The sequence below is a fragment of the Mycolicibacterium sphagni genome (genome assembly GCF_002250655.1).
In the GTDB taxonomy this organism is placed as follows: domain Bacteria; phylum Actinomycetota; class Actinomycetes; order Mycobacteriales; family Mycobacteriaceae; genus Mycobacterium; species Mycobacterium sphagni.
Map to the genome: position 1 here is coordinate 20,650 of NZ_NOZR01000007.1, position 14,248 is coordinate 34,897.

General features: G+C 64.9%; 13 protein-coding genes. 2 read left to right on the top strand and 11 right to left on the bottom strand.

Translation table 11 applies throughout. The features are described 5' to 3' along the window. Positions 1-5: 5 nt before the first annotated feature. Complete coding sequence (locus CG716_RS10125; protein ID WP_094479045.1) at positions 6-1,304, top strand: glycosyltransferase; 1,299 nt, start codon at positions 6-8, stop codon at positions 1,302-1,304. Here CG716_RS10125 and CG716_RS10130 read toward each other — a convergent pair. From CG716_RS10130 to CG716_RS10170, 9 genes are all read right to left on the bottom strand, one after another. Next, entirely contained in the window at positions 1,227-1,733 is a 507-nt protein-coding gene (locus CG716_RS10130; protein ID WP_094479407.1) for a MarR family winged helix-turn-helix transcriptional regulator, read from the bottom strand. The genes CG716_RS10125 and CG716_RS10130 overlap by 78 nt on opposite strands. Before the next feature lie 201 nt (positions 1,734-1,934). Then, positions 1,935-2,327 (bottom strand): DUF2784 domain-containing protein, encoded by a 393-nt coding sequence (locus CG716_RS10135; RefSeq protein ID WP_094479047.1) that lies wholly within the window; start codon positions 2,325-2,327, stop codon positions 1,935-1,937. 12 nt (positions 2,328-2,339) lie between these two features. Continuing rightward, positions 2,340-3,344: a Rieske (2Fe-2S) protein gene (locus CG716_RS10140; protein WP_094479049.1), complete on the bottom strand. Its 1,005-nt coding sequence runs from the start codon at positions 3,342-3,344 to the stop codon at positions 2,340-2,342. Then, positions 3,338-4,861, bottom strand: coding sequence for an FAD-dependent oxidoreductase (locus CG716_RS10145; RefSeq protein ID WP_094479051.1), 1,524 nt, complete (start codon positions 4,859-4,861; stop codon positions 3,338-3,340). The genes CG716_RS10140 and CG716_RS10145 overlap by 7 nt, the downstream gene beginning before the upstream one ends. Next, entirely contained in the window at positions 4,858-5,157 is a 300-nt protein-coding gene (locus CG716_RS10150) for a lycopene cyclase domain-containing protein (protein ID WP_094479053.1), read from the bottom strand. The genes CG716_RS10145 and CG716_RS10150 overlap by 4 nt, the downstream gene beginning before the upstream one ends. Then, positions 5,154-5,477: a lycopene cyclase domain-containing protein gene (locus tag CG716_RS10155; protein ID WP_094479055.1), complete on the bottom strand. Its 324-nt coding sequence runs from the start codon at positions 5,475-5,477 to the stop codon at positions 5,154-5,156. The genes CG716_RS10150 and CG716_RS10155 overlap by 4 nt, the downstream gene beginning before the upstream one ends. Next, complete coding sequence (locus CG716_RS10160) at positions 5,474-6,451, bottom strand: phytoene/squalene synthase family protein (protein ID WP_094479057.1); 978 nt, start codon at positions 6,449-6,451, stop codon at positions 5,474-5,476. The genes CG716_RS10155 and CG716_RS10160 overlap by 4 nt, the downstream gene beginning before the upstream one ends. Continuing rightward, positions 6,451-7,977, bottom strand: coding sequence for a phytoene desaturase family protein (crtI, locus tag CG716_RS10165; protein ID WP_094479059.1), 1,527 nt, complete (start codon positions 7,975-7,977; stop codon positions 6,451-6,453). The genes CG716_RS10160 and crtI overlap by 1 nt, the downstream gene beginning before the upstream one ends. A gap of 19 nt (positions 7,978-7,996) precedes the next feature. Next, positions 7,997-9,106, bottom strand: a complete 1,110-nt coding sequence (locus tag CG716_RS10170; RefSeq protein ID WP_094479408.1) for a polyprenyl synthetase family protein — start codon at positions 9,104-9,106, stop codon at positions 7,997-7,999. A 272-nt stretch (positions 9,107-9,378) separates the two neighbouring features. Here CG716_RS10170 and CG716_RS10175 point away from each other — a divergent pair, with 272 nt between their 5' ends. Then, complete coding sequence (locus CG716_RS10175; protein WP_094479061.1) at positions 9,379-11,109, top strand: GMC oxidoreductase; 1,731 nt, start codon at positions 9,379-9,381, stop codon at positions 11,107-11,109. Here the strand turns inward: CG716_RS10175 and CG716_RS10180 are convergent. After that, positions 11,106-13,463: a glycoside hydrolase family 65 protein gene (locus tag CG716_RS10180; protein WP_094479063.1), complete on the bottom strand. Its 2,358-nt coding sequence runs from the start codon at positions 13,461-13,463 to the stop codon at positions 11,106-11,108. The two genes, CG716_RS10175 and CG716_RS10180, sit on opposite strands and share 4 nt — an antisense overlap. Then, positions 13,460-14,203 (bottom strand): beta-phosphoglucomutase family hydrolase, encoded by a 744-nt coding sequence (locus CG716_RS10185; protein ID WP_094479065.1) that lies wholly within the window; start codon positions 14,201-14,203, stop codon positions 13,460-13,462. The genes CG716_RS10180 and CG716_RS10185 overlap by 4 nt, the downstream gene beginning before the upstream one ends. Positions 14,204-14,248: the final 45 nt, after the last annotated feature.

A 14,248-nucleotide genomic window follows, 5' to 3' on the forward strand; every position in this document is an offset into this window, starting at 1 on the left:
AATCGATGGCAGTAATTCTTGCCTACGGCTCGCCGGCCCTGGGACATGTCTACCCGCTGGCCGCACTGCTGGTCGAGCTGGCTCGGCGGGGTCACCGGGTCCATGTGCGCACCATGGCCGGCCAAGTCGCCGCCATGCGGGCAGCGGGCTTGCACGCCGACGCGGTCGACGCGCGAATTGAGCAGATCGAGGGGCAAGATTGGTTGGCGCGCAACGCCTTGGGCGTCCTCAAGAGATCGACGGACGTGCTCTGCCGCCGAGCCGCGATCGAGGTGGGGGATTATCTCGGAGCGGTCGAACAGGTACGTCCCGACGCTGCCATCGTGGATGCCAACTGCTGGGGTGCGATCTCGGCGGCGGACGTGGGAGACGTTCCCTGGTCGGTGTTCTCACCGTTCACGCCGTATCTGCATTCCCGGCATACGCCGCCGTTCGGACCAGGCTTACGGCCGCTACCCGGAATTGTTGGCGGCATCCGCGATATGGTCATGCGCCCGATTGTCGGGCGCCTCTTCGATCGCCCGATACGTCCACGAATCAACGCCATCCGCGCGGCTCTGCACGCACCCCCGATCGACTCGGTGGATGGACTGATGCGCAGGGCGCCACTACTACTCGCGGTGGGCGGCGAACCCTTCGAGTATCCGCACCCTGATTGGCCGGATACAGTTCATTTCATCGGTGCCTGCGTCCCTGAGCAGAACCGCAGACCCGTCCCGCCATGGCTGTCAGCGATCGACCGCCCGATCGTGCTGGTCGGCACGTCGTCGATCGCGCAGGGCGACGAGAGGCTCGGACACATTGCGCTGCAAGCGCTGGCCGATCAGCCGGTGCACGTCGTCGCCACGTTCCCGGCCGGCATACCCCCCGGGCTGCCCCGCACACCCAACTCGACGGTGTGCCGGTTTGTGCCGCATGATCTGGTGCTCGAGCGCGCGGTCTGTGTGGTCACACACGGGGGGATGGGAACGACCGTGAAGGCGCTCGACCGTGGCGTGCCGGTCTGCGTCGTGCCGTTCGCTCGAGATCAAGCCGAAGTCGCGCGCAGAGTGCAGATGGCCGGCTGCGGCACGCGGTTACCTCCGAAACGCCTCACACCGCGACGACTTCGCAGTGGGGTGTTGCGCGCGGCGACGATGGCGGTGGGCGCGCGGCGTGTGGCGAAAGGATTCGCGGCGACCGGCGGTGTTGAGCGCGGGGCGGATCTGATCGAGCAGCGATTGCTCTCAATCGGTACGTGCGGTGGAACGGGCCTTTCCTCGCGTCCGTCGCACGGCGGCGGTGCCTCGCCCAACGTCGGTTGACGCGTGAGAATCGACCGCGACAAGATGATCCTCGAAATTTGCCATTGCATCGATCATCGCCATGAAGACCCGGTGAGCGGCGACCAGATCGCTGTCGTCGAGATCGGTCAGCGCCGCGCTGATCCGGGATCCGAGGGGTCTGAAGAAATCGTGGGCCATTGCCATGCCCCGAGGCTCGTAGCGCAGCAGCCACTTGCGCCTGTCCCCGGGGTCTGGTTCACGCCGAATGTGGCCAGACTCGATCATCCGGTCGACGAGGTAGGTGATCGCCGGAGGAGAGAGATCCATGCGCTGCCGCAGCTGCGCAGGCGTCAGCGGCGTGCCCGCGGTCTCGGCGACCATGATGTGCAGCAAGGCGTGAAAATCGCTGTTGTTGACGTCATTGGAGCGGGCGAAGTACCGGCCCACGCGGTCGGATCGGGCGGTCATTGCTCGGACGTCGGCGGAAAGCTGCCGTTCCAGCTCAGCCCGTTCGGGCTGAGGATCACCTGAGCGGCCCTTGCTGCTCACCTACCCGCATCTTTCATCAGATTTCCAAGGGTACGGTGTCTCGGGCCGGAATGTCCGCAACGGCTGTTCCTCGGTGCGAAAGTCGCCGAACCGCTCGCCCGATGGCGACTTAATGCCGCCCTATCCGTCGGATGGACGGCCACCCAGCGATTCGTGTGGGCGCCTTTGCACCGCAAGCGCGACCCACGACACCATGACTGCTACGAACGCGAGCGATTGGGCCACTCCAGTCCGATTGGCCGGGAAGACGACGCCCGCGACGTACCGCCCGACGAATCCCGTTGTCGGAAGGGGGTCCATTCCGGCCAGGGTCCGTGCCCGCTGTTCGAGTGCCGTCAGGGGGCAGGGTAATTGCATCATTACCACGCCGAGACCCCAGCACACGGCAGGTAGGTGCAACCAGAATGTCCGTCGCCAGCGGAGCGCCATGAACCCACCGCTGGGCAGGTAGAGCAGGTAGGCGAAATGTGCGACGACAGAGGCGATGACGGTGGCGAAGTGGACTTTCTTCATGACGAAGTCAGGCTATCCCGATCCACCTTCGCGCAGCCGGTATCTGCGTTCGGCGTACTCGATGTCGTCGCGCCACAACCGGTGCCCGGCGCGACGGACCAGCGGCTTGATCACTGGCGCGATGGCGCGCGCCGCCCTGAAACCCGGTCGCGGCGAGTGCGCAATGACGGCTTCGAGCACCGCGACGTTCTGCCGTCCATCTGGTCCGGGACCGATTGGAGTCGCGTGGGTTTCGACGACGCTGCCGATGCCCTCTCCCTCGACTATTCGCATCACGATGGTACGTGCGTCCGGGCAGGTGAATTCGGCGATAGTGGGCACGCCCAATCGTCCGACTCGGAATGTCACCGCGACGACGAAGCGGTCGTCGCTTTCGGTCGGTGTGGACAACACCTCGAGCCAGGCGAAGGAGTGCGGATGGAACCAAGCCCCATGCCAGGGGTCGAGGCGGTTGGCGATGATGTCACTCGGTTCACACGCCCCGACGATTCGGGTGACCGCTGCCAGCGGGCCGCCTTCGGGGCGGGTGGGAATTACCGGATGAGCCAGCGGCTCTTCGCCTCCGATGGAGTCAAGTCGGACCCATGCCAGAATTCCGTCGTCGTGGCTCGGCAGCGGAACCCATTTCAGGGCGCATGTCTTGCCGTCCATGGCCAGGCCGTGCCAGGCACAGAACAGTGTGCCGCCGGATACGGTGCCCGTCGCGAGGTTCGCCCCCAAATGCGGGCATCCTGCGGGTCCCACGATCAATTCGCCGTTGCTGCCACGCCAGGCCACGAGTTCGACTCCGGCGACGCGGGTGCCAAATGGGCGGCCATCGCGGATGTCCTCGCTTGAGGCGAACGCGTACCAGTTTCCCGTCGATCGGTGCAGAGCGCGATTCAGAGCCGCGTTGATGATCCCCGGCTGTGCCTCGAGGTACGTAGGTCGTTGCCCTGTCCACGAGACGTGTGGAACCAGCTGCAGCGGCCAATGTTTGGGCCACCGAAGACTTAGTTGGTCGGCAACGTTCAGCATCCCGTGTTTCCCTGCCGCAGTGCCAGCGAGCGCAGCAGTGCTGACCTGCCCCGCGTGGGAACGGTATGGAGGTCATGTCCGGCGATCCCCCAACGCGATAGCAAGTGATTGGCGGCCGCCCAACCGGTGGTAGCCGCACGTTCCATCAGTGCCACCGGCAGGTCGACGCGAATCCCGTCGCCGGCCAACACCAAATTTGGCTGCGGGGTCAGGATCGTGGGCCGGCTGGTGTAAGTGCCCGGCGTGAACAGCGGACAGTCGCTTCGTTCCAGTATGCGTTCGTAGACCACGTTGGCCGAAGCGGTCTCCGGATAGAGTTTGTGCAGCTGCCGGGTGGCTTCCTCGCTGGGCGTCGCAGTATTCAGTGCGTACGAATGCAATTCGACGACCGAGCCATGGTTTCGGTTCGCCCATTCGGTGGCTTGGCTCTCGTAGCGGTTCAACACGCTGATGTTGTCGAGCGGCTCGTGGCCTGAGGTGCCGAGAAACGGCGGCCGGTCGGATGCGACGGGCCGGTCAAGCCACAGCCGATGCACGGCGAATGGCGGAGCGCTGCGAAGCTGTCGAATTTGATCGTGCCACAGCGTGTTTCCCACATCCGGTGACCCCGCGGCGATGGTTTGCAGGCCTTCCACGTCGGTGGCCACGACCACTGCATCCGCACTGATCGGATCCCCCGCATCGGTGTGCACGATGAATCCGGAGGCGCCGGTAGTGTCCACGCGGCGCACCCGTGCGCCCATCCTGAATCGCACACCGCGATCACTGAGATAGTCCCGCAGCGGATTCCACAGACTCACATCGAAGTTGGCGTTGGCGACATCGAAAATGAGGCCCTCGTTGGAGCCAAGGAAGTAGATGTGGAACATCGTCGCCAATTCGCCGGCCGACAGCTGTGAGGGCTCGGCGAAGAAGCTACGGGAGAACACCTCGAAGGCCAGGTGCCGTGCCGACTCCGGAAAATTGATGTTCTTCAAAAATGTTTCGGCATCAAGGTGATCGAGCTGGTGATAAATGTCGGGCACCGATACGGCGGCCAGGGGCGCGGCGGCGCGGGCATCCATATGAACCAAGTCACGCAACTGGAACGTGGGGCTGCGTAACGCGAACGCCAGCGCATTCCAGGGCGGTGTCCGAGGCAGACCGCGGAAGGTGTCCCGCCGCCCGGCGCCGTCGATCAATGGGTAGTCATCGACCGGCATCAGCATCCGCAACTGCGGATCGACGCGACGCAGCAGATCACGAAGGTTGTAGTACTGGCGAAAGAATGCGTGGAATCCGCGATTCATCGCGAACTCAGCTCCTGCGTGGAGCTCGGTCCACCCGCCGACCCGCCCGCCGAGGTAGTTCTCCTTCTCCACGACGTCGACAGCGACGCCCCGCTCAGCCAGCGCGGTGGCGGCAGTGAGCCCGGCGATTCCGGCGCCCACTACCACTGCGCGGGGCTGCGTTGACAGTGCGTGCGCGTCCGCCACGCCCTGTGGCGCGGGATGTCTCTGGCGACGGCGGTCGGTCATCGCTTCTCCCACATCAACAACACTGCGGTGACGAGGGCGAAGCCGAACAGGAAGTCCTCGACAGGGATATCCCAGGGGAATCGCAATCCGCTGGTCTGCCGCTCGTTATAGATGACCACCGGGGCGCTGAGCTTGGTCAGCCAGCCGTCGACGAGAACTTGGAAGCCGACGACGATCGCCATCGTCAGCCAATAGGCCTGACTGCGAAAAAGGCCGGTGCGCAACAGCTTCAGCTCCGCCACGCACACGGCCAGCGTTACGAGAAGCGCTGGCACCGTATAGCCGACTCCGGTCACCGCCGCGTGCTTCTGTCGAGGATCGCGCTGACAGCGTTGTAGGTCAGCAAGCCGCACAGAGGGATCACCACAAAGAACAACACCTCCTCGATGGGAATGTTTGGCGGAACGACTATGCCGGTGACGTATTCCGGGTTGTACGTCCACATCCCGGTCGCGATCGCGATCGAGTCCCACACCAGAAATACGACTGCCACCGGCAGGATCGCCCACACCGTGCGCCGGCCCCGGCGGTAGACGCCGGATCCGAAGAACTCCAGGGGTGCGGTGATGAGCAGGCAGAGGATGAGCAGAATCAGGTACTGCCAACGGTCCGTCATGCTGCACCGTGATCCTGGCGTGCGGTCCGGTTATCGGGAGGTGTGCCGGGGAAAGACCTTCGGGCCCGCCACGATCGGAACAATGCGCCGCCCGCGACCTGCAACCGTCGCGTCGTTCCGACGGTGGCCCGGTGATTGAATATGTCGAATCCGGATTCCTCGATGCGGTCCAGGATCTCCGAGTACAGCGTCAATGCGGTTGCGACGCAGGGCCGGGAACGGGGGGCCAGGGCCGCGATCCCTGGAGTGGCAAATCGGTAGATCTTCCTCGTCAGTTCGTGCTGCTCAGCCAAGGCGCTTCGCACGCGCGGGTCGGTGCGGCGGTGATCGTGGCACCATTGCAACAGCTCTCGGTCCACACCATGCACCGCGAGTTCGTCGGTGGGCAGGTACACGCGATTCCGCATCAGATCCTCGTCGACGTCGCGCAGAAAGTTGGTCAGCTGGAAGGCTTGACCAAGTGCCGCCGCATACGGTTCGGCTTCGGTGGGATCATTGACGGTTCCCAGCACCGGAAGCATCTGCAAGCCAATCACTTCCGCCGAGCCGCGCATGTAGTGGTTGAGTGCAGCTCGATGCGGATAGTCGGTGACGGTGAGGTCCATGCGCATCGAGGTCAGGAAATCCTCGAATAGCGCTCTGGGAATCCGGTAGCGGGCCACGGTGTGATTGACGGCAACCAGCACCGCCTCGTCCAGGTGCTCGCCGCCGCCGAAGAATCGGTCGGAGAAGAGCTGCAAGCGTTCGCCGCGCGCCGCCGCGTCCAACTGAGGGTTGAACTCGTCGAGGATATCGTCGGCGTAGCGCGCGAAGGCATATAGAGCGTGAACGGCGGGACGCTGATCGGGCGCCAGCAGCCGGGTGGCCAGGAAATACGTCCGCCCGTTCTTGGCCGCGATCCGCCGGCAGCTGCGGTATGCGGCGCGCAACCGCGGATCGTCGATTCCGGCTGCTGCCAGTTCGGTGTGGATCATCAGGACCGGGCTTTCAGGTCGAGGGTGGTCGTTGACCGGGCGGGGACGCCGGTGATGCGGTCCGCGGCCAGGCGCCCGGATATCAGGGTGGTCGGTACGCCCACACCGGGGGTGGTCGACGATCCGGCCAGCACCGCGTTGTCGATCCCGCGAACCAGGTTGGCCGGCCGGAACGGTCCGGTTTGGGCGAACGTGTGCGCGAGCGCGAATGGCGTGCCGGCGGTCATGCCCTGACGGGCCCACTCGGCGGGCGTATCGAGGTGCAGCAGTTCGACGTCATCGCGCAGATTCGGAAGCAGTCGTTGCTCCACGGTGTCGATCATGGATTGTGCGTATGGCGCGGCGGCGTTGGCCCAGTCGATGCGACCGTGGGTCAGGTTCGGCGTGGGCGCGAGTACGTAAAGCAATTCACGGTCCCGCGGAGCAAGGCTGCTATCAGTGGCCGTCGGGCAGGTCACGAGTAGCGACGGGTCCTGCATGAGTTGGCCGTCGCGGATGATGTCGGTGAACGTCTGCTCCCACGCATCGCCGAAAAGAATGGTGTGGTGTGGCAGGTCAGACCCGCTCGCCGTGGTCGCGGGGCAGCCCAAGTGCAGGACCACCGCCGAGGGCGCCGCGCGCAGCGGTAACAATCTCCTGGGCCGACGGCTCAGCAATTGGTAGGTGAGGGGCAGTTCGGTGGTCAACACCACCGCGTCGCAGGCGATCCGTTCGCCCGCGCCCGTAATCACCGCGCTGACCCGGTCCGACGTGCGCTCGAGCTCGGTGACCGTCGACCCATAACGGAAGGTGACTCCCGCGTTCTGAGCTGCCGCGGCGAGCGCGTCGGACAGGGCTCGGACACCTCCCTGCGGGAAGAAGACGCCCGAAACGGTGTCCATGTATGCGATCACCGCGTAGACCGCGAGCGCCTGTTGTGGAGCAACTCCGGCATAGAGGGACTGGAAGGTGAAGATTCGTCGCAATCGAGGGTCGGCGATGTGACGCTTGACCATCGTCTCCCATTTGCGGAATCCGCCCAGGCCCGCCAGTCGTGCCAGCTGCGGGGTCAGCATGGACAGTGGGGAGTCGAAGTTGGCGGCGATGAAGCCCGCAAATTCGGTCCGGTACAACTTCTCGAGCCAGTCGCGCAACGCGGCATATCCGGCGGCGTCCCGCGCACCGGAGAAGTCCCGCACTGCCATGGCCATCCGGTCTGCGTCGGTGTGGACGTCAATGGCGGCGCCGTCGGCGAACATGGCTCGGTAAGCGGGGTCGACGGGGAGCAGTTCCACCCGTTGGGAAGCGCTTTCGCCGACTGCGGCGAACGCCTCATCAATGAGTTCCGGCATTGTGATCACCGTCGGCCCGGTGTCGATCGAGTACCCGCCGACATCGCGCCGGCCGGCGCGCCCGCCGGGCCATGGCTCGCGCTCCACAACCGTCACATCCCGGCCACGGCCAGCTAGGTGAAGCGCTGCCGAGAGCCCCGCGAAGCCCGCACCGACGACAATCACCCGCTCGGTCGGCCCCGACATTGTTCGCATCAGTCCAACCTCTCAGTACTCATGCGGCCCGGCGCGTGCAAATGCTGGCCATCTCCAGCAACGCAGCCCTTATCAATCCGTTGATCCCGCTGCCGTCTAGTGCCTCTTGCGCGGCCTGGACGCGGTCGGCGATGAGCCCTTCGATGTGTTGCACGGCGCCCGTTGCGAGGATCAGGCTCCGCCAGCGCTCCAGATCGGTGTCATCGAGGTGCTGGGTGTTGATCAGTTCGCCGAATTGCGCACGTGTCGACGGGTCAGCCATCTGCTGCGCCGCAACCATGACGCTGGTGGCCTTACGTTCGAGGAGATCTCCGCCATTCGGTTTGCCCGTCGTCGCGGGCGAGCCAAAGATGCCCAGGAGGTCGTCGCGCAGCTGGAATGCCTCGCCGACCGCTAGGCCATACTCTCCGAGCCGGGCCAGGGTTTGCTCGTGGCACCCTGCCATTGCCGCGCCGAGCTCCAAGGGCCGGCGCACGGTGTAATTGCCCGATTTCATGCGCGCTACGCGCAGCACGGACTCCAGGGTTGGAGATGTACGTATATCCAGCACCAGATCGGCGAACTGGCCCGCCGCGAGCTCGGTACGCATGGCGTCATAGCGGGGCCATGCGCGTTCGAGCTGTTCGGCTCCCAACCCACTTTCCCGCAGCACCCGGTCTGCCCAGATCAGGCACAAATCACCCAGCAGCACCGCCGCGGATTCGCCAAACCGGCGAGACGATCCGGAATGGCCACTGCGCTCATGCCACGCGGCGAGCTGGATATGTGCGGCTGGACGTCCGCGCCGAGACGGCGAATTGTCCATCACATCGTCCTGCAACAACGCGAACGCGTGAATCAACTCGAGACTTCCGGTCGCTGAAAGGGCGGCGTCGTCGGGCGGCGCTCCGCACAGCCAGCCCAGGTACATGAACGTTGATCGCAAGCACTTGCCGCCGTTCACGAACTCCAGGAGCAACTCCCCGGCCGCGTCCACGCCGCAATCACCCAACGTGTCAGCGCACCGGGCAGCGATGAACTCTGTGATCTGCGACAGGACTGCTTGCCTCAAATCCGCTCGCCAGGAGTCGAATTGGTCGAATTCTGGCAGGCGAGGCGTGCTGGATCGTGTGGGATCGGCCACCGTCATCTGCGGAAATTCGCGCACGTTGCCCACCAACACTCCCTCGAGACGACGGCTCGGCGGCGACTCGCGATGCCGTTGATTCACCTATGCAACCCTTCGCCGAGACACTGGCTGCACACTCAGCACGATGGTGTCCTAGCGATGGCCAGCCTAATTCACTTATTTAATGATTAATTTAATGAATGACTGAGATTCGCGCCACCCGTCTGGCGGCAGCCCACTAGTTAGGCGTGCCTCCCTAGCTTGTTACCGGCGGGTAAGTTCATACTGGATCGATGGAGCCGAATTTCGACGTGCTGATCATCGGTTCGGGTTTCGGCGGCAGCGTCAGCGCGCTGCGGCTGACCGAAAAGGGCTACAAGGTCGGCGTTCTGGAGGCCGGTCGCCGTTACGCCGACCATCAGTTCGCCAAGACGTCCTGGCGACTGCGTGAATTCCTCTGGGCGCCCCGTCTGGGCTGCTACGGCATTCAGCGGATCCACCTCCTGCGAAACGTGATGATCCTGGCCGGCGCCGGTGTCGGCGGCGGTTCGCTGAACTACGCGAACACTCTCTACGTACCCCCGGATCCCTTCTTCAACGATCCGCAGTGGAAGAACATCACCGACTGGCGTGCCGAACTGATGCCGCATTACGACCAAGCCCAGCGAATGCTGGGTGTGGTCGCCAACCCGACGTTCACCGACGCCGACCGCATCATGAAGGAAGTGGCCGACGAGATGGGCGTTGGCGATACCTTCACGCCTACCCCGGTAGGGGTGTTCTTCGGCGTCAACGGTGAGAAGACGCCGGGCAAGACGGTGCCCGACCCCTACTTCGGCGGTGCCGGACCTGCCCGCACCGGCTGCATCGAGTGCGGGGAGTGCATGACGGGCTGCCGGCACGGCGCGAAGAACACTCTGGTCAAGAACTATCTCGGTCTGGCAGAACGCGCTGGCGCACAAGTCTTTCCGATGACCACCGTCACCGGATTCACGCAACGGCCCGACGGCACCTGGGAGATCCACACGGCGCGGACCGGTCGGTGGGTCCGCAAGGACCGTCGCACGTTCACCGCCCGCCATCTCATCCTGGCCGCAGGGACCTGGGGCACCCAGCAATTGCTGTTCAAGATGCGCGACGGCGGCAAGCTGCCCAAGCTCTCCGACAAGCTCGGGGTGCTGACCCGCACCAACTCGGAATCCATTGTGGGAGCTGGACGCCTGGAGGCTCGTCCCGATCTGGACCTCACCCACGGGGTGGCCATCACGTCGTCCATTCACCCCACTCCGGACACCCATGTCGAACCCTGCCGCTACGGTAAGGGCTCCAATGCGATGGGCCTGCTCCAGACGCTCATGACCGACGGCCCCGGCCCGGAAGGCAGCGATGTGCCGCGCTGGAAGCAGTTGTTCACCAACGCATCCGAGGACCCGAAGGCCATGCTGCGAATGCTGAGCCCGCGCCGCTGGAGTGAGCGCACCATGATCTCGTTGGTCATGCAGCATCTGGACAACTCGATCACCACCTATACCAAACGCGGGGTGTTCGGGCTGCGTCGAATGACGAGCAAGCAGGGCCACGGCCAACCCAACCCGACCTGGATTCCGGCCGGCAACAAGGTCACTCGCCGGATCGCCGAGAAGATCGACGGGGTTGCCGGCGGCACCTGGGGTGAGTTGTTCAACATTCCACTGACCGCACACTTCCTCGGTGGTGCCGCCATCGGCGATACCGCCGAGCACGGCGTCATCGATCCCTACCAGCGCGTCTACGGCTACCCGACGCTGCACGTGATGGACGGCGCAGCGATCTCGGCCAATCTCGGCGTCAACCCGTCGCTGTCGATCACCGCGCAGGCCGAGCGGGCAACATCGTTGTGGCCGAACAAAGATGAGGACGACCAGCGTCCCGTTCAAGGACAGCCTTATCGCCGGCTGGCAGCGGTCGAACCGAAGAATCCTGTGGTACCCGTCGATGCGCCGGGCGGGCTGCGTCGCCTGCCGATCGAGCCGATCGGCAGTTAGTCCTGCTCGATGTGCCGGCGCGGCGCGCGCCCGGCCGGCTGTTCGGGTGCGGGCAGCAATGGCTGGCGGGTCCGCAATGCCACCGTCGTCGTACTCTGGGTGGTCAACGTGAGCTCTTCACCGGCGTGCCGGATCGTGAGCTGGCCGTGGGGCCCGTCGCGCAGCGTATACGTCACCTCACGGTGTTCGATCTCGGCGGCGACTCGGTAGTTACGCCAGCGCACACCGAACTTCAGACGTGAGATCTCCTGAGGCAGTTGAGGATCCAGCGACAGAATATGTTCGTCGTCCCGCAGTCCGCCGAAGCCGGCAACCAGTGCGGTCCACGTTCCGGCCAGCGACGCCATGTGCAGGCCGTCGCGGGTGTTGTTGTGCAGATCCCGAAGGTCGATCAAGGCCGCCTCCTTGGTGTAGGCGTGCGCCAGCTCCAGGTGACCGACCTCGGCGCACATCACCGCCTGAGTGCAGGCCGACAGCGACGAGTCACGCACCGTGCGGCGCTCGTAATAGTCGACGTTGCGGGCCTTCTGATCATCGGTGAACGCATGACTGCACCACTGCATCGCCAGCACCAGATCGGGTTGCTTGATCACCTGGGCGGGGTAGAGCCGCACGTAAGGCTGATGCAGCAGCAGCGGATAGGTGGTGTTGGCGTCAAAGTCCCACTCCTGCAGCCTGGTGAAGCCGTCACATTGCGGGTGCACACCCAGGACCTCGTCGTAGGGAATGTGCGCCTTGGCGGCGGCCTCGCGCCAGGCCGCCGTCTCCTCGGTGGTCACCTCCATCTCGCGGGCCGAATCCGGATTGCGGTCACACGCCTCGACGGCCGTGCGGAGGTTGTGTGCGGCCATCAAATTGGTGAACACGTTGTCGCGCACCACCGCGGTGTATTCGTCGGGTCCGGTGACACCGTCGAGATGCCACACGCCGTCGCGGTCGTGGTGGCCGAGTGAGATCCACAGTCGTGCGGTCTCCACGAGAACCGCCAGCCCGCAGTCGGATTCCAACGAATGATCGCCGGTGACTGTTCGATACCGTTCGAAGGCCATCGCGATATCGGCGTTGACGTGCCAAGCCGCGGTGCCTGCCGGCCAGTAGGCCGAGCACTCCTCCCCGCGGATCGTCCGCCACGGGAATGCTGCACCCTTGAGGTCCAGCTGCTCGGCCCGGCTCTTGGCCAGATCGAGAATCGAGGCGCGCCAGCGCAATGCGTCGGCGGCCGCCTCGGGTTTGGTGTAGGTCAGCACCGGCAACACGAAGCCCTCAGTGTCCCAAAAGGCATGGCCGTCATAGCCCGGCCCGGTGAGCCCCTTGCCCGCGATCGCCCGGCGCTCGGCGCGGGCGCTGGCCTGCATCACATGGAACAGTCCGAACCGCACCGCCTGCTGGCAGCCCGGGTCGCCGTCGACTTCGACATCGGCGCAGTCCCAGTACTCGTCGAGATACGTGCGCTGTGCGTCCAGGAGGCCCTGCCAACCGGTGTATCGCGCCCCGGCCAGCGCGCCGGCCACCTGGTCGTGCAGTGCGGGCCGGGACCGCAGGCTCGACCAGCCGTAGGACAGGAACTTCACGATGCGCAGCTGCTGCCCGGGTCGCAGACCGCAGATGATGGTGGTGCGGGCCAGGTTTTCTGCGGCCATCGCGTCGACTTCCACCCGGCCGGCAACCTCCACCAGGTGGTCCATCGCGGCAGCCATCATCAGACGGCTCGCCTTGGTGCGGTGCACCAGCAGTGAGCCGTCCTCGGTGGTTTCGTGGTGGACCGGCTCCAGCGGATGCTTGAGCGCCGCCGACACCCTCGGATCGTTGGATTGCTCGGGCTGATCTTCGTTGGCTACCAGCTCGGATTGCACAGTGACACGGGTGAATTCGTCGACCGCTTCCACCAGGTACTCGATGGCCGCCACTGATCGATGCACCAGCGACACCAGTCGCGTCGACACCAGCCTGATCTTTTTGCCCGCCGGTGAACGCCAGAGGACTTGCCGGGTCAGGGTTCCGGCGCGCAGGTCGAGGATCCGCTCGTGCTCGTCGAGGTCGCCGTAGCGCACGTCGAACGGCTCGTCATCGACCAGCAATCGCAGGATCTTCCCGTTGGTCACGTCGACGATCGTCTGACCGTCCTCGGGATAACCGAAACCGGACTCGGCGTAGGGCAGCGGCCGGGTTTCGTAAAACGAGTTCAGGTAGGTTCCGGGGATACCGAAGGGCTCGCCCTCGTCGAGGTTGCCGCGTAATCCGATGTGCCCGTTGGACAATGCGAACAGCGACTCCGACTGGGCCAGCTGGTCGAGGTTCAGGTGAGTCTCCCGGACCTGCCACGGCTCGATCGGGAACGCGTCGCCGTTGATCACTGCGGCTCGAGTAATTGTGCGAGGTCGGTGACCACGACGTCGGCGCCGTTGCGCAGCAACGCATCCGCATGCTGCAGGCGATCCACCCCCACCACGAACCCGAATTTCCCGGCTCGGCCCGCCGCGACTCCGGCGAGGGCGTCCTCGAACACCGCCGTATGTGCCGGATCGACGTCGAGCAGCTGCGCGCCCCGCAGGAACGAATCGGGTGCCGGCTTGCCACGCAGGTGCTCGTCACGAATGGTGTTGCCGTCGACTCGTTGCTGCACCAGGTCATCCAGCCCGGTGATCTGCAGGACTTGGCGGGTGTTGGCGCTGGAAGACACCACCCCCGCCGGTATGCCCGCTTCGTGCGCGGCTTCCAGGTAGCGCCGCGATCCGTCGAACACGTCGACACCGTTCTTCTTCACAAGCTGCTGGAACAAGGCATTCTTGCGGTTGCCCAGACCTTCGACTGTTTCGGCGGTGGACGGGTCGGACGGGTCGCCCTCGGGCAGCTCGATGTTGCGACTGGCCAGAAACGATCGGACACCGTCCTGGCGCGGTTTGCCGTCGATGTAGGTGCGGTAGTCCTTGTCCGGATCGAATGGCACGAACGCGGTGTGGGCCCGCTGGGCCCGCCGCTCGAGATAATCGTCGAACATGGCCTTCCAGGCCTGGGTGTGCACTCGCGCGGTGTCGGTGAGGACGCCGTCGAGATCGAACAAACAGGCCGTCACCCCGTCGGGCAGTCCCAGCACACTGAGCTCCTTTGCTTAATCCCCTGCTCTCCATTCCCGTTCTCG

Excerpts from the sequence above, each read along its gene's own strand:
- CG716_RS10125 (WP_094479045.1), top strand. The coding sequence starts at position 6 with ATGGCAGTAATTCTTGCCTACGGCTCGCCGGCCCTGGGACATGTCTAC.
- CG716_RS10130 (WP_094479407.1), bottom strand. The coding sequence starts at position 1,733 with ATGACCGCCCGATCCGACCGCGTGGGCCGGTACTTCGCCCGCTCCAAT.
- CG716_RS10135 (WP_094479047.1), bottom strand. The coding sequence starts at position 2,327 with ATGAAGAAAGTCCACTTCGCCACCGTCATCGCCTCTGTCGTCGCACAT.
- CG716_RS10140 (WP_094479049.1), bottom strand. The coding sequence starts at position 3,344 with ATGCTGAACGTTGCCGACCAACTAAGTCTTCGGTGGCCCAAACATTGG.
- CG716_RS10145 (WP_094479051.1), bottom strand. The coding sequence starts at position 4,861 with ATGACCGACCGCCGTCGCCAGAGACATCCCGCGCCACAGGGCGTGGCG.
- CG716_RS10155 (WP_094479055.1), bottom strand. The coding sequence starts at position 5,477 with ATGACGGACCGTTGGCAGTACCTGATTCTGCTCATCCTCTGCCTGCTC.
- CG716_RS10160 (WP_094479057.1), bottom strand. The coding sequence starts at position 6,451 with ATGATCCACACCGAACTGGCAGCAGCCGGAATCGACGATCCGCGGTTG.
- crtI (WP_094479059.1), bottom strand. The coding sequence starts at position 7,977 with ATGCGAACAATGTCGGGGCCGACCGAGCGGGTGATTGTCGTCGGTGCG.
- CG716_RS10170 (WP_094479408.1), bottom strand. The coding sequence starts at position 9,106 with ATGACGGTGGCCGATCCCACACGATCCAGCACGCCTCGCCTGCCAGAA.
- CG716_RS10175 (WP_094479061.1), top strand. The coding sequence starts at position 9,379 with ATGGAGCCGAATTTCGACGTGCTGATCATCGGTTCGGGTTTCGGCGGC.